The 19,358-nt window shown below is 44.6% G+C and carries 19 protein-coding genes and 1 pseudogene; 10 read left to right on the top strand and 10 right to left on the bottom strand.

The features are described from left to right. Window positions 1-44: 44 nt before the first annotated feature. The 3 genes from AC3WU2_RS04320 to AC3WU2_RS04310 all read right to left on the bottom strand — a co-directional run bounded on the left by AC3WU2_RS04320 (window position 45) and on the right by AC3WU2_RS04310 (window position 3,771). Window positions 45-899, bottom strand: coding sequence for a polysaccharide deacetylase family protein (locus AC3WU2_RS04320; RefSeq protein WP_492451579.1), 855 nt, complete (start codon window positions 897-899; stop codon window positions 45-47). After that, complete coding sequence (locus AC3WU2_RS04315; RefSeq protein ID WP_492451576.1) at window positions 889-2,175, bottom strand: MFS transporter; 1,287 nt, start codon at window positions 2,173-2,175, stop codon at window positions 889-891. The genes AC3WU2_RS04320 and AC3WU2_RS04315 overlap by 11 nt, the downstream gene beginning before the upstream one ends. Window positions 2,176-2,340: 165 nt before the next feature. Continuing rightward, on the bottom strand, window positions 2,341-3,771 hold the full coding sequence (locus tag AC3WU2_RS04310; protein WP_492451574.1) for an aminotransferase-like domain-containing protein: 1,431 nt from the start codon (window positions 3,769-3,771) through the stop codon (window positions 2,341-2,343). A 119-nt stretch (window positions 3,772-3,890) separates the two neighbouring features. Between AC3WU2_RS04310 and AC3WU2_RS04305 the strand changes: the two genes are divergently transcribed. The 4 genes from AC3WU2_RS04305 to AC3WU2_RS04290 all read left to right on the top strand — a co-directional run bounded on the left by AC3WU2_RS04305 (window position 3,891) and on the right by AC3WU2_RS04290 (window position 6,397). Beyond that, window positions 3,891-4,826 (top strand): DMT family transporter, encoded by a 936-nt coding sequence (locus AC3WU2_RS04305; protein ID WP_492451572.1) that lies wholly within the window; start codon window positions 3,891-3,893, stop codon window positions 4,824-4,826. Between the two features lie 164 nt (window positions 4,827-4,990). Beyond that, the gene (locus tag AC3WU2_RS04300; protein ID WP_492451570.1) at window positions 4,991-5,209 is read left to right on the top strand and encodes a hypothetical protein; all 219 of its coding nucleotides are present in this window, start codon (window positions 4,991-4,993) and stop codon (window positions 5,207-5,209) included. 219 nt (window positions 5,210-5,428) lie between these two features. After that, the gene (locus AC3WU2_RS04295) at window positions 5,429-5,686 is read left to right on the top strand and encodes a hypothetical protein (RefSeq protein WP_492451568.1); all 258 of its coding nucleotides are present in this window, start codon (window positions 5,429-5,431) and stop codon (window positions 5,684-5,686) included. 48 nt (window positions 5,687-5,734) lie between these two features. Beyond that, the gene (locus tag AC3WU2_RS04290) at window positions 5,735-6,397 is read left to right on the top strand and encodes a class F sortase (protein WP_492451566.1); all 663 of its coding nucleotides are present in this window, start codon (window positions 5,735-5,737) and stop codon (window positions 6,395-6,397) included. A gap of 61 nt (window positions 6,398-6,458) precedes the next feature. On the opposite strand, the gene AC3WU2_RS04285 is transcribed toward AC3WU2_RS04290, so the two are convergent. After that, window positions 6,459-8,126 carry a ribonuclease J gene (locus tag AC3WU2_RS04285; RefSeq protein ID WP_492451563.1) on the bottom strand — a complete coding sequence of 556 codons (1,668 nt, stop codon included), beginning with the start codon at window positions 8,124-8,126 and terminating at the stop codon, window positions 6,459-6,461. Between the two features lie 282 nt (window positions 8,127-8,408). On the opposite strand from AC3WU2_RS04285, the gene AC3WU2_RS04280 reads away from it, so the two are divergent. The 3 genes from AC3WU2_RS04280 to arsC are packed head-to-tail and all read left to right on the top strand — an operon-like array spanning window position 8,409 to window position 10,477. Next, window positions 8,409-8,726 (top strand): ArsR/SmtB family transcription factor, encoded by a 318-nt coding sequence (locus AC3WU2_RS04280; RefSeq protein ID WP_492451561.1) that lies wholly within the window; start codon window positions 8,409-8,411, stop codon window positions 8,724-8,726. A 15-nt stretch (window positions 8,727-8,741) separates the two neighbouring features. Next, entirely contained in the window at window positions 8,742-10,037 is a 1,296-nt protein-coding gene (locus tag AC3WU2_RS04275) for an arsenic transporter (protein ID WP_492451559.1), read from the top strand. 17 nt (window positions 10,038-10,054) lie between these two features. Continuing rightward, on the top strand, window positions 10,055-10,477 hold the full coding sequence (arsC, locus tag AC3WU2_RS04270) for an arsenate reductase (thioredoxin) (protein WP_492451557.1): 423 nt from the start codon (window positions 10,055-10,057) through the stop codon (window positions 10,475-10,477). 279 nt (window positions 10,478-10,756) lie between these two features. Here arsC and pepF read toward each other — a convergent pair whose 3' ends face one another. Then, complete coding sequence (gene pepF, locus AC3WU2_RS04265) at window positions 10,757-12,556, bottom strand: oligoendopeptidase F (protein WP_492451555.1); 1,800 nt, start codon at window positions 12,554-12,556, stop codon at window positions 10,757-10,759. 220 nt (window positions 12,557-12,776) lie between these two features. On the opposite strand from pepF, the gene AC3WU2_RS04260 reads away from it, so the two are divergent. Beyond that, the gene (locus tag AC3WU2_RS04260; RefSeq protein WP_492451553.1) at window positions 12,777-13,625 is read left to right on the top strand and encodes an AraC family transcriptional regulator; all 849 of its coding nucleotides are present in this window, start codon (window positions 12,777-12,779) and stop codon (window positions 13,623-13,625) included. Window positions 13,626-13,724: 99 nt separating this feature from the next. Further along, window positions 13,725-15,107: an ADP-ribosylglycohydrolase family protein gene (locus tag AC3WU2_RS04255; RefSeq protein ID WP_492451551.1), complete on the top strand. Its 1,383-nt coding sequence runs from the start codon at window positions 13,725-13,727 to the stop codon at window positions 15,105-15,107. Window positions 15,108-15,239: 132 nt separating this feature from the next. Here AC3WU2_RS04255 and AC3WU2_RS04250 read toward each other — a convergent pair whose 3' ends face one another. From AC3WU2_RS04250 to AC3WU2_RS04240, 3 genes and pseudogenes are all read right to left on the bottom strand, one after another. Next, entirely contained in the window at window positions 15,240-15,602 is a 363-nt protein-coding gene (locus AC3WU2_RS04250; protein ID WP_492451549.1) for an ester cyclase, read from the bottom strand. A 52-nt stretch (window positions 15,603-15,654) separates the two neighbouring features. Then, window positions 15,655-16,581, bottom strand: a pseudogene (locus tag AC3WU2_RS04245) (IS1595 family transposase); the annotation flags it as partial. 163 nt (window positions 16,582-16,744) lie between these two features. Beyond that, on the bottom strand, window positions 16,745-17,290 hold the full coding sequence (locus AC3WU2_RS04240) for a glutathione peroxidase (protein ID WP_492451547.1): 546 nt from the start codon (window positions 17,288-17,290) through the stop codon (window positions 16,745-16,747). 227 nt (window positions 17,291-17,517) lie between these two features. Here AC3WU2_RS04240 and AC3WU2_RS04235 point away from each other — a divergent pair, with 227 nt between their 5' ends. Further along, a complete protein-coding gene (locus AC3WU2_RS04235) occupies window positions 17,518-18,303 on the top strand; it encodes a helix-turn-helix domain-containing protein (protein WP_492451545.1) in 786 nt (261 codons plus the stop codon). A 40-nt stretch (window positions 18,304-18,343) separates the two neighbouring features. Here the strand turns inward: AC3WU2_RS04235 and AC3WU2_RS04230 are convergent, their stop codons facing one another. Together AC3WU2_RS04230 and AC3WU2_RS04225 are read right to left on the bottom strand one after the other, a co-directional pair. Further along, window positions 18,344-18,727: a VOC family protein gene (locus AC3WU2_RS04230; RefSeq protein ID WP_492451543.1), complete on the bottom strand. Its 384-nt coding sequence runs from the start codon at window positions 18,725-18,727 to the stop codon at window positions 18,344-18,346. A 36-nt stretch (window positions 18,728-18,763) separates the two neighbouring features. After that, complete coding sequence (locus tag AC3WU2_RS04225) at window positions 18,764-19,270, bottom strand: DinB family protein (protein WP_492451541.1); 507 nt, start codon at window positions 19,268-19,270, stop codon at window positions 18,764-18,766. Window positions 19,271-19,358: the final 88 nt, after the last annotated feature.

Here is a 19,358-nt window from a genome sequence, read left to right as displayed (position 1 = left end):
TGTCTACCTTGAGGGGATAATATCATCAAAAGAACAAAAGAGGATTAGCGAACAATCGAGTAGTCCGTCAGAATTACACCAGCATCCTTGATCGCGTAAGCAAAATCATCGTCCAACATCAACTTATACTCCCATACCCTCTTCTCCCAGTCTGGAACTTGTTGTAGCATGTGTTCGTCATCGACGGCTGGATGAATATACGTCTCACTGATCCCTTCAGGCAAGTTGTACATTTTAGCAATAATCTCTCGCTTAAATCCCTCGTATGTCTCCCCTTCTTGAATATGAAAAGGATGCGATAACAAGTAATCGGGAATTGCGACACCAAACGCATCCGCGAGTGACGATACATCTGCCGCTATACGTTCTACTCCAGGAATCATCGACATAAGTGGATCGCTCAAATAGACTTTGCGGAAGAAACGGAACGGCAGCTTCCAATCAGAGCATAATTGTAAGGCTTCCGCTATATGGCTCCTACCCGTCGCAAGACCATACAGACTGCCCATATGATTATCCGCATGTGTAGGATAAATACCGGATTGTATGATCTTCTCGTATTGCGCATGCAATTCCTTTAGAATGGCATTCGTATCTGCATGTCGTTCGAATGCTTCAACGGTTTTGTGCATCTTTCCACTCTCGTCATGAAGCGAAGAATGTCCGGTTAAGCTGGTCCAACGAATGGCATCGAACTCACTTGTAAGCGTCATGTGAAACCCAATATTCTTCTGACCTCTTTTTCTGCACCACGCTGCAGCTTCCTCGAATCCCGGCGCTGGAGCCATCATTGTCGCCGAGGACACCTTGTTTTCCTCAAGCAGATGCATTATGGCTTGGTTCATCGGACGGCTCTGACCGAAATCGTCACAGTTGATGATGAGATACTTAGGATTCATGTTCAGTTCTCCCTTCTACGCTCACGAACAACGAAATAATGATGGAAATGGACAGCAGGATAAACGGAACGACACTGATCAAATAACGGAAGGTCGACTCAGGATCAGGCCCCGGATTGTCTCCGCTTTCGTATCCGAAGATCATACCAACGATTAGAAAAGCGAGTGCTGAGATCAATCCACTGGACCGAACGATAAATCCGCTTACCGCCGTGTATATACCCTCGCGTCGGCTGCCAGTCTTGGCTACATCCTGATCAATAATTCGACTGGTGACCATGGGTGGAGACACGAGAAATCCGGCCAATCCGAAGCCAACAATGATCCCCGCTATAATACCGCTTGTTAAATTGCTACCGAACCAAAATGAAATGACGGCTAATGCATAGACGATAAGGGACAATCTCCATCCTTTGACTGGATCCATCTTGCGTAACATCCAGTACCACACGCCGACGAGTGGAATGACAGAGACGAACACCGCTGCGAACAAAATTGTATTCTGCGCCTCCGGGATGTGAAGGACGTACTTGGCGTAAAAAGGAATGGTTGCACTGAGCAAACCGTTAACGGTCTGAGCGAACGAGTTGGAAATATTGACGAGCCAAAAGGGTTTGTTTTTAAGCGTTTCTTTAAAGGCTTCTTTCAACTTCAACTGCGGCCCACTGCTCGCCTCCTCATCCTCTTTGATGAATTTCAAGAATAGGAGCATAAGAACAAGAAACACAATGGAATAGATGATGGCCATGTTACTGAAACCAAGCGCTTCGAACAGAATAGGTGTTAGCGCAGTCCCTATCAGAATCGCTAAGATTTGATAGCCTTGTTGAATGGCTGAAGCTTTTGTGCGAATGCGGTCTCCCTTGAACAATTCAGGAAATAGGGCACCATAGTTGACCCAAATAATTGTCGCCATGGCTTCGTAGAATATAAGCGCAACAAGAAACCATGTGAACAATCCCGTATCAGACATGTTGCTTGGTGGGGAGAATACTAGAATAAATGCAAGAACGAATAACGGTGAGGCGAAGAAGATCCACGGTCGTCTACGTCCGTATTTCGTTTTCGTTCGATCTGACCAATAGCCGAACATGGGTTGATTCACTGCGTCCCAGATTAAGAAGATCGTTCTTGCGAGCGTAGCAAGACCGATGCTGAGACCCAGTTTATCAACGTAGTAATACGTATAGAATGAACTGAAAGCTTGGCTTGGAATCATCATAGCCAGCATCCCGAATGCATAAATCATTGGGGAATTGAGAAGCTTCTGTTTCATATGTAGAATAACCTCCGATAATTAATCGCAACTTTACTCTCAATTTGATTCTCTGTAAATATTATTTGACAACCCAATACAACCTCTGCTCCCTTCCTCCATTGCCAAGAATATACAAACCTGATCATTGATATTCGTTAACTAGTAGGCTTATCCCTCTTTTTATCATGACTCTCCGGATGACAACTGGCGGAACAAGCTGACGAATCGTTGCAATCCCTCCCGCAGCTGTACTTCATTCAAATAGGAATAACTCATTCGAATCCTAGAATTCATTTCCCTGCGCGGGTCGCAGATGGAGCCTGGCACAAAGGTAATGGATTGCTCCATACTTTTGCCGAGAAGGCTTTCCATCGGGGTAGATTCCGAAAGCTTGATCCATAAATTAAATCCGCCTGCCGGGGAGTTCCATTGCCATCCTGTAGCAGACAACTCATCTTCCATAATTTCCTTGCGGACCACCAGCGCCGTCCGGAGTTTCTCCAAGTGCTGCTGCATGCGTTCCGAAAAGAAATAATGCAAAAAGATTTTTTGGTTCAGCAAAGGCGTCCCGCTGTCCGATAGCGATTTCGCTTTGACCAAATAAGTCATGATGCTAGGGCGGCAAGCCACCATGGTAATACTCAAGCCCGGGGCAATGTATTTGCTGAAACTTCGAATATAAATCGTGCACCCGACCGTATCGTAAGCGAAAAAAGGCGGCGGCGGTTCTTCACCGAAATAGATATCCGGACAAGGGTCGTCCTCTACTAATAGACATTGATATTGAGCCGCCAGATCAACAATTCTCTTTCGTTGTTCTGCAGGGACGGTGTAGCCCGTTGGATTTTGAAAGGTAGGATTGAGATAAAAAAGACGCGGCTTGTATTTTTGCATAAGCTCTTCCACCTGATCCAGATTATATCCGTAAGGGTAGATATCGATCGGGACAATATTTGCTCCCTGCCTTCTGAACACGTCAATCGCCGGGCTATAGGTGGGCCTTTCGAGCAATACGGTATCCCGCGGTTTGACCAGCACTCTGGCTATGAGATCGATAGCTTCCTGCGAACCGGAGGTGATCAATACTTCATCCTTCGTCAGATCGAAATGATGACGGTCCGCAAAATATTGGCAAAGTGTTTCCCGTAGTTCTATGTCCCCCTGGGTTGTAGAATAAGTCCCTAGCACTTTGGGATAAATATCAAACACTTGTTTCACGTATTCGGAAAAATACCGGTTCGGCAGCAGATTAGGATCCAGTAAAGCCTTGGAAAATTGATAAACGGCCTCCACCTGATGGATTTCGGAAAGACAGCTTTCATGTACATAAGCGGATACGATCGGGTCCAGCTGCGCAGCGGGCGACAGCGTACTGCCTGGCTGCACATAATATCCGGATTTATCTTTTACATACACTTTGCGGTTTTGTTTGAGTAATTGATACGCTTTGAAGACGGTTAAGCGGTGTACCTCGAATTCCGCCGCCAGTACGCGAATTGAAGGGAGTTTCTCATGTGCCTTCCACTCCCCGCGTCTGATCCGTTCCAGAAGATAGTCGTACACTTGTTCAAATAGTTTATCCGAATGAACATTCGAAAGAACGTCTCTTTTCATATGCCCCTCCCCATCCCTTTTCCCCATATTATATACGATTTGTATAGCATCTGTTCTATTTGATTTCAACTGTTCTGTTCCATCCCCCTTATGATAGAAAAATACAAGGAGGAATGGACATGATTTGGATGAATTATTTGATAATGTGCTTGGTTTTCGGGACGACTTTTTTGGCTATTAAAGTAGGGATTGATGCAGGAGCACCACCTTTTTTCTCAGCTGGCCTCCGTTTTCTTCTGGCTGGGAGCATCATTTTGTTATACATGGTTGTCAGACGAAAAGCGAGGTTGTCTCTTTTGCTCCGTAAAGAGATGTTATTAACGGGCGCGGGACTAACCTTTGGCGTATTCGCAACATTATATTGGGCCGAACAATATTTGAGCTCCGGTATTGCGGCAATATTGTCGGCGACGGCACCACTCATGATTTTGTTGCTTCAAACCGCGATTTCCCGTCAGCGTCTTTCACTCAGCTCTTTGGCAGGCTGCCTCACAGGGACAGTGGGTGTCGTTTTGCTGCTATTGCCCGGCATTGCCGTTACCTTTAGCAGGATTTGGGTACTTGGATGTGCGGCCGTGTTATTGGGCCAAGTCTTTTATTCCACGGGTACCGTCTATTCGCGCCGAGTCGTGCAGCGGTTTCAAGATACGTCTCCCATTGCTTTGAATGCAGCTCAGATGATCTATGGCGGAGGGTTGCTTCTGATTTTATCCCTGTTCACCGAGAAAATACACATCGAGACCCTGCTCGCTCCAAACGCCATTTGGTCGCTTTTGTATTTAATCATTGCCGGTTCGATGACGGGACACACCATCTTCTATTGGCTGATCGCCAAAACCAATCCCGTGTTTCCATCCACTTGGCTCTATATCTCGCCGTTGATTGCCCTTTGTCTTGGCGCTGTTTTGTATGATGAGCCTGTTTCAGTTTTATCGGTGGTCGGCGGAATCACGATTATCATCGGCATCATTGTGATTAACATGGATAGTTTGAGAACCTTCGTGTTCAAAGGCAAACATACGGGAAAGGAAATACGCAAACAAGTTACTGAGTAGTTATATAGTGACTCTATAAAAAATCCCAACTTCTCAAATGTGAAGTTGGGATTTTACCTCCAAATCGTGCAGAATCATTTCAGAAATGTCAGGGAAAGATACTTTTGGGATGTTACACAGACTTCGTAGTAGCGTTTCAAATCACGAAAAAAGGAGTGAAATAGATGGCTAACAATAACGATCGTAATCGAAACGGTGATTCAGCTGAAAACACAGCTGGAATGAGTGCTGGAGATGCTGTAGGAACCGTGGGTGGTGGTGCTGCGGGTGCTGTCGTAGGTACTGCTTTTGGTCCTATAGGAACCGTTGTAGGTGGAATCGTAGGCGCATCACTGGGCAACCAGGCGGCAGATAGTGTCCAAGACGACGATGATTCCAAGTAAATAGGATTATTGCTCATCAAGTAAGGAAAAAGTGAGAAAAACCAGGGTGCGGAGGGAATCTCTGCACCCGACATTACAGTTCCTAATGGATATCAACTCTTCACGATGTGTACTTTACTGACGGCTATAACAGTCTATCCATAAAAACCCTCTTATGAATTTCTCATGAACGGGTAAATTAACTTCGCAAGACAAACCATACTTCAGGAGGTTATTACATTGAAAAAATTCGCAGCTGTTGTCCTTTCTGCATGTTTACTCCTATCTGTAGCATCTGTAGCATCCGCGGCCCCGGCACACGAAACAAAGCACAAAGTGCACATGAAGAGCACCCACCATAAACACAAAATGCATGCAAAGAGCGCTCATAAAGGCAAAAAACTTCATGCAAAATCGGCTAAAAAGGGTCATATGAAAATGAAAGGTTTGACACCAAAAGCTCTTCCAAAAACAGGCTTCGGCGGAGTAAGCGAATAAATGAAATGAGGGGAAACCCTCATTTTATTTATTCTAAGGAATATACGTATGGAACAAATTCATCGATTTGGTATCATGGTTATGTTCTTGCTGCTATTATGTGTCGGATGCTCCTCTGGAAATCAGTTGAATCCCACACCGGATATAAACTCACAGCCGCAGCCGCAGAACGTCCATATCGAGCAGCATCCCCCTGTTAAACCAGAAGTAATACACAAGCCTTTACCATTGTCATCATTACCACCATCGACATCAGCATCCAGACCTGCAATCATTCCTAATAAAATCTATATTCCGTCCGTCCGGATCCACGCCAGCGTAGAACCCGTTGGAGTGCTGGATAACGGCCAGATGGAGGTCCCTGAATCCACCGAGAACGTAGGTCTTCTGATGAGCGGGGTCAAACCAGGACAACGTGGAAATGCTGTGATTGCTGGGCATGTCGATAATTATACCGGTCCTGCTATATTCTATGGCCTTAAGAAATTAAAACGTGATGATCCGGTACTACTCTCCGATGCATCTGGTAAATATTTAGTCTATAAAGTCCTTTCCGTTGAAAAATTTAAGACAAGCGAAGCGCCTATAGATCGCATATTCGGAAAGACTGAAGAAGCTCGGTTAAATCTCATCACATGTGCAGGTAAATATAATCGGCAAAAGAAAGAACACGAGAAAAGGCTTATTGTATTTACCCGGTTAATGGAATGAGATCAATACTACACAAAAATGGACAGTCCATAAAGGAATGTCCTATTTTTATCTCTTGAACTTAAACTTCAATGATGATCGGCAGGATGATCGGTCGTCTTTTGGTGCGAGCATATAAATATTGCCCTAATGAATCTTTTAACGTCTTCTTCATGGTATTCCATTGACTCATTTGTTCGTGCTTCATCTTCTCAACGGTCTCTATGACAAGCTGGTTGATATCTTGAATAAGCTCTTCAGAGTTTCGGACATAGACGAACCCCCTGGAGATTGTATCTGGGCGGGATAACAGCTGTCCCTCAATTTTGCTTAATGTAACAACGACGATTAAGATACCATCAGCAGACAACTGACGTCGATCCCGAAGCACAATATTGCCAATATCACCAATGCCAAGTCCATCCACTAAGATTTGACCCGCTGGAATACGACCCGATTGACGAGTTACCCCATTGTCTGTCTCCACCACATCGCCATTATTCAGTATAAAAATATTCTCATGCCTTACCCCTACAGCCTCTGCAAGCTCACGATGTTGATGTAACATACGGAACTCACCATGTATCGGCACAAAATATTTGGGCTTCATTAACGTAAGCATTAGCTTTAACTCTTCTTGGCTGCCATGCCCGGATACATGTAATTCACTGCGAGAACCGTAAATGATTTTTGCGCCAAGTGCGAATAAGTTATCTACAATCCGAGCTACATTTCGTTCATTTCCTGGGATGGGATTCGCTGCAATGATCACCAAGTCTCCCGCTTCTACCTTCATTTGTCTTTGCGTTGAACTTGCCAGACGGGCTAAGGCTGCCATAGGTTCCCCTTGGCTTCCAGTACAAAGGACGGCAATTTTTTCTGGAGGGAGCTTCTTCGCCTCATCGGTATCCACGAGCATTCCAGATGGAATGTTCAAATACCCCAACTCTTGAGCCACAGATACAACGTTCAACATGCTCCGGCCGAGTAAAGTAAGTTTGCGATTTGTCGAAATGGCAGCGTCCACAACCTGTTGAAGTCGGTAGACATTCGATGCGAAGGTTGATATAAAAACTCTCCGATCCGCTTTATTGAACGCTTCCTCAATATGGGCACCTACAAGACGTTCGGACGGTGTGAATCCTGGACGTTCCGCATTTGTGCTCTCCGACAACAGCATTAGAACGCCCTTCTTGCCTATATCTGACATGCGATGCAGATCAGGATATTGCTTATTCACGGGCGTCATGTCGAATTTAAAGTCACCAGTATGTACAACAGTCCCTTCAGGTGTGTCAAATACGATACCGAGACAATCCGGTATACTATGGTTCGTATTAAAGAAGGAACATTGAATTGCACCAAACTCAAGCTTGGAGTTCGCGTCAATACGAACCATATGCGTTTCATTGAGAATAGCATGTTCCCTTAACTTGATCTCAATGAGACCTAATGTCAAACGTGAAGCATACACAGGGATTTGCATTTGCTTCAATAAGTAAGGGATTCCTCCAATATGATCTTCATGTCCGTGGGTAACAATGATCGCTCGTACCTTATCTTGATTGGATAACAGATAACTCATATCAGGGATAATCAGATCTATCCCGAGTAGGCTTTCATCTGGAAATTTAGACCCGCAATCGATAACTACGATGTCATTTCCATACTGTAATACATACATATTCTTACCGATTTCGTTAACGCCGCCTAATGCTGCAACCCATAGACGGTCATTAGTCTGATTCATAGTAAACCCCCGTCTTTTTATTTGTCGTATGTTTTTATGCTTAACCCAACCGTTGAAAGTGGATTTAAATTTATGATATCCATTCCACACCCTAACCAACCAAAGCTTTTGGTCAAAAAGACCTTAATGTTTGCTCAATTATACCTGACAGTCTAGCTTGTAAATAATTATTCAATTATATAATCATTTACTTATATAAGAGGCTGTGTATAATGTTAAATGTATGTGTTCAGTGTGGAATGTCGGAAACCTCTAACCTAAACGTGTGAAGGAGTGCATCTATTGACACAAACTGTTGAAACACTTGTTGAGACGCTTAAGCTGCTAGCCGATAATACGCGGCTAAAGATCCTTGCTCTTCTCAAAGAGAAAGAAATGTGTGTTTGTGATATCGTCGATATTCTTCATACCACCCAGCCCAATATCAGTCAGCATTTAAGAAAATTGAAAAAAGGGGGACTCGTGATAGAAACAAGAAAAAGCCAATGGATTTATTACTCCTTAAATCTAGAAGACAAGCCTTACTTAGAAGGGATTTTAGAAGAGCTGCCTTCTATGAAGGATGATATTAGCAAATTAAATCCAGATTGTTGCAAGTAATTCAAGGAGGACTTCATGTTAGCTGTTGCATCCATTATTTTTATTCTTACACTTGTCTTCGTCATCTGGCAGCCTAAAGGCTTAAACATCTGCTATTCCGCTGTGGGTGGAGCGATCTTAGCCCTATTATTCGGGGTTGTCGACCTCCGTGATGTCTGGGATGTCACCGGTATCGTCTGGAATGCGACGCTGGCATTTGTGTCGGTCATACTCATTTCACTAATTCTGGATGAGATCGGTTTTTTTGAATGGTCAGCTCTGCACATAGCACGGTTTGCAAGAGGAAACGGGTATCTAATGTTCACTTATGTGGTTCTATTGGGAGCTGCCGTTGCTGCGTTCTTTTCTAACGATGGAGCCGCACTCATCCTGACGCCCATCGTCCTTGCCATGGTCAGAGCCTTGAAGTTTGACGATCGAATGATACTGCCCTTCATCATGGCCAGCGGTTTTATCTCGGATACAGCATCCCTTCCGCTTGTCGTAAGTAACCTAGTTAATATCGTTTCTTCTGATTTCTTCGGTATCGGATTTGCGGAATATGCCAGCCGGATGATTGTCCCGAACTTCTTCTCTATTGGAGGAAGCTTACTCATGTTGTTTATCTTGTTCCGTAAAAGAATTCCAAAAACAGTGGATCTCACTGCGTTGAAGCAGCCTAGGGAAGCCATCAAGGATATGCGTATGTTTAAGCTGTCATGGGTCGTTCTTGCCGTTCTACTCGTGGCATATATCATCAGCGAATTTATACATGTACCGGTATCCTTCATAGCTGGATTGGCTGCCATTGTATTTATTTTGTTCGCTAGAAAGAGTTCGGTTATTCAAACTGGAATTGTCATTAAAGGAGCGCCGTGGTCCGTAGTTGTGTTTTCGATCGGAATGTATGTGGTCGTCTATGGACTTCGTAACGTTGGACTTACGGATGAGCTCGGCAAAGTATTTCAGTGGATGGCTGATCAAGGATTGTTTATTGCAACAGTTGGATCTGGATTTGTCGCTGCCATCCTCTCCTCCGTGATGAATAACATGCCAACTGTCATGATTGATGCTCTTGCAATTCAAGGTACCTCTTCGCAAGGTATGCTGCATGAAGCACTCATTTATGCAAACGTCATTGGCTCAGATCTAGGTCCCAAAATTACGCCAATCGGCTCGCTTGCTACACTCTTATGGCTGCACGTACTTGCGAAGAAAAATGTCAAAATCACTTGGGGTTATTACTTTAAAGTAGGAATCGTGCTGACTATACCCGTATTGCTAATGACATTAATTGGTCTTTATTTATGGCTCAGCATCATTCATTCATAACAAAGGGGAAATGAAAAATGGAAAAGAAACTCGTTTACTTTTTATGTACAGGCAACTCCTGCCGCAGCCAAATAGCGGATGGATTCTTGAAATCGATTGGCGGACAACAGTATGAAGTTAAAAGTGCTGGTCTTGAAGCTCATGGATTAAACCCAAGAGCTGTTCAAGTGATGGAAGAAGCAGGCGTAGATATTCGTCAGCACACCTCCGACGTGATTGATTCAGAGATCCTAAACAACGCTGATTATGTAGTAACGCTCTGCGGACATGCGGATGAACATTGTCCGGTTATTTCTAATCCGAATGTCGTGAAATGGCATTGGGGATTCGATGATCCTGCAAAAGCAACGGGGACCGAAGAGGAAATTATGGCTCAATTCAGAAATGTTCGTGATGCGATTAAAGCCCGTATTGAAGCGTTTGTTGCGACTGGCAAATAGATTTTCGAATATAGTAATGCGGTCGTTGGGTAACGACCGCATTACTATTTAAGTATGATTAGTCTAGAAAGTGCTGTATGATCAACGATTATACTATTTTCTTACCCGATCCAAATGCAATACCATAATTGTCTGGATCTTTAATGGAGAACTCTTTCCATGCCCCCCACTCAAAATCATAGATTTCAAGCTCCTGATGAATGGTTGCTCCATTGTTCACTAATTCCTGGTAGAATTCATCCAGATCATCAGCAACTTTGCGAGGTTAAAGGACTAAACTTAATACAAGCCCTCCAGCTCATCAATAAGTGATCCGACGTAGGCTGCAGCGCTGCGAATCGGATCAGGCTGAGACATGTCTACGCCTGCCAATTTCATCAATTCGAGTGGGCTCATTGATCCCCCGGCTTTTAACACCTCGAGCCAGCGATCCACGGCAGGTTGCCCTTCCTCTCGGATGAGCTTAGCTACGGCTGTGGATGCAGTTAGACCCGCAGCATATGTGTATGGGTACAAGCTCATATAGTAGTGTGGCTGACGCATCCAGGTTAACTTGGCATGCTCATCGATAACCACATCCTCTCCCCAGAACGAAGACAGGATATTCCCCTTCAACTCACACAATGTAACGGCAGTAATGGGTACATTTTTCATGGCAAGGTCGTAAACCCAGCGCTGAAGCTCCCCTTCGAGTAAATGGGTGACAAAGTTGTGGAAATAGGTTCCAAGCAGCTGGGAAATCACCCAGCGACGCATTCTCGGATCATTAGAACGTGCCAGCAAATGATTCGCCAGCAGGAGCTCGTTCATCGTAGAAGGAGCTTCAATGAAATACAGCGAAGGTCTGGCGTTCGTCAAACGCTGATATTTGCTCGCCAGCATAAGATGACCAGCATGGCCCACTTCATGAGCTAGCGTAAAGGCACCTCTCATACTATCCGCCCAACTGATTAGAATATAGGAATGGACGCCAGAAATCGACATGCAGAACGCACCCGTTCTCTTCCCTGCGTTATCCGCGTAATCTACCCACCGATTTTCAAAGGCATCCGATACGATTTCCCCGTACTCCGGACCAAGGATTGATAAGGCTTCCTTGATTAGATCTCCTGCTTCCTGAAAAGAAATGCCAGGACTGAAATCAGGATCAAGCGGAGCTTTCAGATCCGCAAACGTCATCTCGTCTAATTGCAGCACGCGCTTCTTAAGCGCAGCATATTTTCGCATATGTGGTGCCAGTTCTTTCTGCAGAATATCCAGTATGTTGTTATACATTTCCGTTGTGACCTGCTGCGGTTCCAAAAGCATGTCCGTAACAGAGTCATACCCACGCAACCCCGATTCAATCACTTGGCGCTTCACTTCGGTCCCATAGGCTTCAGCAAATGTATTGCGGTATTTGTACAATGTCTCGCTAAAGGTATTAAACGCATTTCGGCGCAGATCTGTATCCGGCGACTCAACGTACTTGTTCTCATAAAGCGCAAATGAAACTGGTACTTCTTCCCCTCGGCCGTTCCCCGTTGGCGGGAATGTCATATCCGCCAGCTTACTGCGTTCATAGATACGGTATGGTGCTCCTAATACTTCTCCAAAGGAAGCAAGAACTTTTTCCGTCTCCGCCGTTAGTCTGTGCGGTTTCGTCTGAATAAGCAATCCAAGACTGCGTTCGAACTCTTGAAGCTGGGGCTGTTCTATGATGTGCTGGTCAATCGAGCCGTCTGGTAGAGCGATAATTTCAGATTTGATAAAGGAAAGTGCTGAACTGACTCGAGTAGCAAGATCGCGCGCTTTCGTCGCATTCATCTGATTTTCAGGATTGATGCTGTCACCGGATTGATGTAAATAAGCAAAGGATGCAACACGGTTGAGTCTAGCTTGAAGCTCTTCCTGTGCATGAAGACAGGCCAGCAGCATATCTGCTCCTTCACCGAGTCTTCCTTCATACTTCGTAACGGAGGTGATGTCCTGCTGAACAGCGATTAATTCTTTTTCCCATGCCTCTTGCGTTTCAAAAATATCATTCAAATTCCATGTTGATTCCGTAGCTACTTCAGCTCGGCTTAAAATTTTCGACATACACGAAACACCTCTCCCATATGATTAATCGAAATATTTGCTACCAACAATTCCCATCATATCATAGATTCGTATACTTATAGAGAACAACAAATGCCAGTAGGAAAACCCCCAACTCAAAATTTTTATTTGAAAGTAAAGAGTAGTATATGGCTCAGAGCATCCCTTCTTTATATACTTGGCATATCAACTGATTCTTGTCAGGAGGTAAATGGTCACGATGAAACTACATATTACCTATGATCATCCCATTCCTATCAATGCTTTCGAATGGACACCTGCAACGTACCAACAGACGCCCCATATGCATGCAAGTCTGGAAATCGGCCTATGTCTGTCAGGAAAAGGTACCTTTTCCTTCGGGAATAAACGCTATGCAGCGAGTCCTGGCGATTTGTTCCTTGTCAATCATGAGGAACGGCACGTTGCGCAATCAGATTCGGACGATCCGAGCCGCTACCTGTTCATCAACTTTGATGCTGCAATACTGCTAGCGGAGGAGCCTGGTTTACTGCTGCCATTTTCATATCGATCTACTCACTTCTGCAATCATATTGCTGGTGGCTCGGCGCTTGCTCAACAGCTAACGCCTTGGATCCTGACCATTGCCGATGAGCTGAAGGAGAAATCACCAGGCTATCTAGCGATGGCCAAAAGTGCACTAATCCAACTTTGCGGACGCCTTCTGCGCCATTATAACGGTCTGCTCACGGAGGATGAACGCTTAATCATGGTGAAGTCCGTTCATCAAGTCCAGTCGTTAGCCACATTGGTCGAGCAGCGCCACAGGGAGCCGATTGGCCTGGGAGAATTGGCCGATGAACTGGGTCTAAGTGTCTCTCGCGTGAGTCGGGCCTTTCTGGAGACGACAGGTTATCGCTTCTCGGATTATGTGTCCCTACTGCGTGTACAATCCGCTAAGCGGGATTTAACAGGAACGGACAAAGCGGTTGCTACGATCGCATTCGAATGCGGCTTTCAGAGCTTGCCAACCTTCTATCGGGTATTTAAAGAGTTCGTTGGCGTGTCTCCGATTGTGTATCGGCAATCCATGGGGTCAGCGCAATGAGCAAAAAATGAGAATATCGTCATCATCATTCGAGAAGTCATGGCGACGGGCGATCGTTATAATGAATGCAAACATACGTAATTCAGGAGGGAACATGTCATGACGAAATGGATTGGACTTAGAGAAATTGTAAGTGAGGAAATAACGCAGCGCCGAGAGGAAGGTTGCGACGTATTAGGATTCACAGAGCGTCTCGACGCAGCCGGTACGAATGAATCGCAGCTGATGGACGTATATCAAGAACTCATGGCGCTTGAACCAAGTACGGATTTTAAGTATGTTGAACCATCAGATCTGGAAGAAATTCGCGCTGAACGACCGATTGGACCGCGCATGCTGGTCAACAATTGGGACGACAGTACATGGCAAGACAAGCTCTATGGTGCTTGGCTCGGCCGTGCGGCCGGTTGTGCGCTTGGTAAGCCGCTGGAGGCCCATTCTTTCATGAACGGTTCTGGGGACAGACCAGGCTGGCACAATATTAAGCTGTGGTTCGAAGGTGCTGGACAATGGCCGATTCGTCACTATACGCCGAGTAAATCGACTGCGGAGGCGCAGTATAATATCGAGATCGCTCACTGGAGCAGTCTGGCGAGTTGTGGCGACAACATTCGTTACATGGAGACGGATGATGATATTCGTTATACCGTGCTAGGACTGCTAATGCTAGAGGAGCGCGGTCTAGATTTTAGTTCTTGGGATGTTGGCAAGCTGTGGCATCGTCATCTGTCATTTGGACAGGTATTCACGGCCGAAGCACAGTCATACTTAAATTTTGCACGCGTGACTTCGCATATAAGCGGAGAACGCCCGGAGGATTGGGAACAGCATATTCAATGGGGCCGTTCCTATTTGAACCCTTTCCGCGAATGGATCGGCGCCCAAATCCGTGTGGATGGGTATGCCTATGGTGCAGCCGGTCATCCTCAGCTTGCAGCTGAGCTCGCATGGCGTGACGCCTCCTTCTCCCATGTGAAGAATGGCATTTATGGCGCGATGTTCTGTGCAGCGATGATTGCTGCTGCATTCGTAGAGAGCGATGTGAGACGAATCATTGAGATCGGATTAAGCGAAATTCCGAAGAATTGCCGTCTGGCCGAAGATATTGCGCTCGCGGTTAGGATCGCCGAGGAAACGAATGATCAGGTCGAACTTGTAAGTAAAATATGGGAGTCATTTAAACACTACCACCCTGTTCATACGAATAATAATGCTGCATTATGCGCGGCTGCACTCATTCATTCCGGCGGCGATTTCGAAAAAGGCATTACGACAGCCGTGCTTGGCGGTTGGGATACGGATTGCAATGGTGCAACGGTCGGTTCCATTCTCGGCGCTTCGCTTGGAGCGGCAGCCCTTCCTAGTTCGTGGATCGCACCACTTAACGATACTTTGTATGCAGATGTCAGCGGCTTCCACCCCATATCCATTTCAGAGTGCGCACGCAGAAGCTACAATGTCTTCCGTAAATTACAACCGTAGTGATGATCGTTTGGCGGAACCACGGACCTTCTAAGGCCGTGGTTCCGTCGTTGTTAATTAATCAAATGATACTTATAATATTGGCTATGTTAAATTTCATTGTTGATTTTCGACCAATTTAACTCCCGTCGTTTATTCTTTACGCTTTGTCTCACCCAAATTCGTAAGCCCCCACACTTCGGCAATCCGATCGTTTTCCACTCGAATGAGTTCAAGGATCATCGGTTTTCTTTCGGAATCGTCAGCTGTGATTCCCCATATACTGGTACGGCTTGCAGCCTTATCGCCATCGACAAGCAGGTCTTCGACAACAACTCGGATATTCGGGAATCGTTCGAACATCGAAGCCCATGCCTTTTTAACAGCTTCAACCCCCGATTGCAATGGATGACTATAAAATTCTTTCGTAAAAATATCATCTGAGGCGTTTATATTTCTGCTATTGAATGCTTCGTACATTCGATAAATGATATGTTCCGTTTCGTCTTTCTTCAATTAAATCCTCTCCGTTTCTCTAATAACTTGTACACTACTTCCTCGTTACCCATCAGCATGAAAATGCTGTTTGTCGAAGTTTGGTATTTGTCTCATTTACAGTAACCAGGCAGGAGGAGACCAGCATATTTTTCATATTCGACGTTGTATTCTCATATTCCTTGCTGTCTAAGTAACGGAACCAGGCAAGGTAATGTTGTAAATACTTGGTTGCTACACCATTAAAGCGGTCAATCCATCGTTACAAACGACTATGATAGTTGTTTACATTCTGAATGTGGTAAACGCCTTTAACACGTTGTTTCCCATCAGACTTAAAGCGGTAATGTGCTAATCCTTTCGTATTCGCATAGGAATTGAATGCCCTCCATGAATCGGTACAAAGTACGTTTGATTCGGTTAAATGACAGCCGATAGCCTCATCCAATTTAGCTGTCCGAATACGTCCACGTCCAAGAACGCCAGAGAAAGTCATCTTCTGACGGTCACGAGCCACCAATACACATATTTGGTCATTACTGATGCCACGATATTTAGCTTTGCCACCACTTTTACGGGACTTGCGTTCAACGATATTCCTTTTGCCCTTTTCAGAGAACAAGAAATAGGTCTCATCCATTTCGACGATACCCTGGAATGTTTCGATTGGAATTTGTTTCAGAGCGGCAAGAATCTTATGCCGCCAGTAAAACAGGGATACATGAGTTACCTCATCATGCAACAGCTCGGCACATTTCCTCAGTGAAAAACCCTCAATCATACATTCTATAAATCGAACCCAGAGGTGAGGTCTTCTGGTGCGTTGAAGAGGGGTGTTGGTGAGGTCATTGAAGGTTTGACGACAGGATTTACAACGGTAACGTTGTCGTTTGACCTCACCAGTACGAGTCTTAATCACGTATTTTCCAAATCGCACCACTGAATGATTGTTGCAATGCGGACAAACCAGTCCATCTTTATGCTTTTGCTCCTGGATTTCATTCAATTGCACGATTTGGAGCCGCTAAGCTTTTCAAATATCAACATTAAGAATTAACATAGCCATAATATTTAAACTCACGATGCTCGTTCATCATATGAATCGATAAATTACGCTCACCAATAAATTGGAAATCGTAAAATTCCAAAACCTCCTCCTTCCCTCAAAGGATCGATTTAATATCCATTTCAATAGCAGATGGTTCCGTCGTCGTTTCGTATCTCTTCAACACATGGCCGTTCCGATCGATCAAAAACTTCGAGAAATTCCACTTGATCCCATCACCGGCATATATGTTAGGATACTTTTTTTGCAGAAAATCCCGCATCCCTATTCCATTCACCGTCTTGCTATCATAACCATGAAATGGTGCTTGCTGTGTTAAATATTGGAATAGAGGATGAGCAGACGGCCCCCGAACCTCCACTTTCGCAAATAATGGAAACGTCAAGCCGAAGTTCCCCTTGCAATATTCTTGTATTTCCAAGTTACTCCCCGGTTCTTTCTCGTTAAATTGATGACAAGGAAAACCGAGCACTTCAAATCCTTTTGCAAGGTGTGTTTCATATAGCTTTTGAAGATCGGCGAATTGGCGGGAGTAGCTGCACCTGCTGGCTGTATTGACAACAAGGAGAACCTTCTCACGATAAATTGATATACATACGGGTGAATCATGAATCGACTTCACTTGAAATTCATAAATAGACATCTGATCATCCCTCCACATGATTACATAAGTACATCATAGAGGCATGACGTCTATTGGTATAATATATAATCGAAATAACTATTATAGGAAATACCAATAACATGTGTTTCACCACAGTATGTCATGATGCTATCTAACAGAAGTATCTTTTTCATTAATTGCTAATTATTCTCAAATTTAATATAATCGCATGGTGTGGCATTGATCCTTGATGGGAAGTGAACATCGTGACCGACCTTTATCCAGAGCTGGATGAGTTGATTCATTACATTCATGCACATATTTATGAACCGCTCACATTATCCCAGTTATCTCGCTATGTGGCATATAGTCCCTTCCATTTTACGAGAATATTTAAACAGAGGTTAGGGCTAACCCCACAGCATTTCATTTCATCATTACGACTCCAGAAGGCTAAAGATTTGTTGCTCACGACACCCTTCCCTATTCGAGAAATCGCAGAGGAGATCGGGCAACAGAGTCTCGGCACGTTTACGACCCGATTTACGCAACGTGTAGGCATGACGCCTTCCGTATTTCGTCATTCAACGATGTTCGCTGACGAACATTTGCATCAGTTAGCCAATCTTCAACGATGGCCGACGCCGACCATTGGTTCTCACATATACCCCAACCTAACTGGAACCATTCATAGCGCGTATCCGTTTGAAGGTGTGATTCTGATCGGGTTGTTTACGAAGCCCATTCCGGAAGGTCTCCCCAAGTACGGAACCTTATTGCGCTCCCTTGGCGATTTTTGTATACCTTCTATCCAACCCGGAACGTATTACCTCATGGCGACTTCCGTAGCTTGGGGGATGGAGTCGAGAGAATTTTTGCTGCCTCATCATACACTTCGCACGCGCTCTAAGATGCCTATTATCGTCAAAATGAGTGAGCCTATTCCGGATCAGAATGTTGAGCTCTACCCACCACGAATAGATGATCCTCCGATCCTGATCTCACTTTCATTGCTCATGAAACGTTTCCTGAATCGCCCTATGCTCTCATAAGAAAAAATCCCTTCTGCAAGAAAGGGATATCATCGATCTATTAAATTCCTTGATTAATCTCAATCAAATTTCCAGCAGGGTCACGAAAATATGCTACTCGCATATTCCATTCAAGCGTGTCATGTGGTTCTTTTACAAACTCAACTTCTCTACTCTTCAATCGATCATATGTTGCGTCAATGTCATCTACTCTGAAAATGAGGGCAACCTGATCAAGGGCACTAAATTCATTCTTATTACGGAAAGCTGCAATAGGTTCACTCGCCATTGGAGGCTCCAATGCGATATGAATATCTCCTGTCTTAAACTCAGCAAACGGCGTGTCTTCATTGCCATACAGAACTTCAAGGCCCATAATATCCCGGTAAAAGATAAAACATTCCCTCACATTCGGCACTAATAATCTTACATGAGAAAACTTCAAGTTATTGCCCCCTTCATCATAGAATGATTTCCTCTTTCATGCTTGGAACCCTAGGTTTTGCTCCAACTCGTATTTCTGTCGTAGATGATGGCGAAAATGCATGCCGACAAGATCGTACCATTCTTTCGCATTCAGCCAGCCAAAGCCGCCATGGTTAACTTTGTAGTTTGGATTTATCGCATCTATGCTGGTTTCTAATTCTCTCAATCTCAGCATGACTTGATCGAGTCTATTCATAAGATCTTCTTGACTAGCCGAATTGTTGGGCGGTGCATTTAATTCGTCTGGTAATTTGATTTTAATGGGTGGAAATCCTCCCATTTGATATAGACGTTCCCCAAAATCGCTCTTCCCGAGGTGTTGCTCTACTTCCTGCCTCGCACATGTTTCTACATTATCCAGGTACTCATGGGCAACGAGAATCAAATGGTCGTACATTTGTCCGATTGACCAGACCCCTTCAGAAGCGATATACCTTAAATGATCTTGTGAATACTGCTGTAAATCGCTTTTATACGATTCGATTAATGTGATATGACTCAACCGGATCCCCCCCTTCCTCGATTCTTAGCTTCTGTAGCCTTATTATATGATAATTGCAGGTGCTGCATTTCTTCTGAATTGCTATTTT

Source organism: Paenibacillus sp. EB106-05-06-XG162, from assembly GCF_058791655.1.
Note: the sequence above shows the minus strand (reverse complement) of the source record. Positions and strands in the feature narration are given on the sequence as shown.

Bases quoted from the DNA above. Each gene is read 5' to 3' on its own strand.
- AC3WU2_RS04320 (WP_492451579.1), bottom strand. From the start codon at position 899: ATGAATCCTAAGTATCTCATCATCAACTGTGACGATTTCGGTCAGAGC.
- AC3WU2_RS04315 (WP_492451576.1), bottom strand. From the start codon at position 2,175: ATGAAACAGAAGCTTCTCAATTCCCCAATGATTTATGCATTCGGGATG.
- AC3WU2_RS04310 (WP_492451574.1), bottom strand. From the start codon at position 3,771: ATGAAAAGAGACGTTCTTTCGAATGTTCATTCGGATAAACTATTTGAA.
- AC3WU2_RS04305 (WP_492451572.1), top strand. From the start codon at position 3,891: ATGATTTGGATGAATTATTTGATAATGTGCTTGGTTTTCGGGACGACT.
- AC3WU2_RS04300 (WP_492451570.1), top strand. From the start codon at position 4,991: ATGGCTAACAATAACGATCGTAATCGAAACGGTGATTCAGCTGAAAAC.
- AC3WU2_RS04290 (WP_492451566.1), top strand. From the start codon at position 5,735: ATGGAACAAATTCATCGATTTGGTATCATGGTTATGTTCTTGCTGCTA.
- AC3WU2_RS04285 (WP_492451563.1), bottom strand. From the start codon at position 8,126: ATGAATCAGACTAATGACCGTCTATGGGTTGCAGCATTAGGCGGCGTT.
- AC3WU2_RS04275 (WP_492451559.1), top strand. From the start codon at position 8,742: ATGTTAGCTGTTGCATCCATTATTTTTATTCTTACACTTGTCTTCGTC.
- arsC (WP_492451557.1), top strand. From the start codon at position 10,055: ATGGAAAAGAAACTCGTTTACTTTTTATGTACAGGCAACTCCTGCCGC.
- pepF (WP_492451555.1), bottom strand. From the start codon at position 12,556: ATGTCGAAAATTTTAAGCCGAGCTGAAGTAGCTACGGAATCAACATGG.
- AC3WU2_RS04260 (WP_492451553.1), top strand. From the start codon at position 12,777: ATGAAACTACATATTACCTATGATCATCCCATTCCTATCAATGCTTTC.
- AC3WU2_RS04255 (WP_492451551.1), top strand. From the start codon at position 13,725: ATGACGAAATGGATTGGACTTAGAGAAATTGTAAGTGAGGAAATAACG.
- AC3WU2_RS04240 (WP_492451547.1), bottom strand. From the start codon at position 17,290: ATGTCTATTTATGAATTTCAAGTGAAGTCGATTCATGATTCACCCGTA.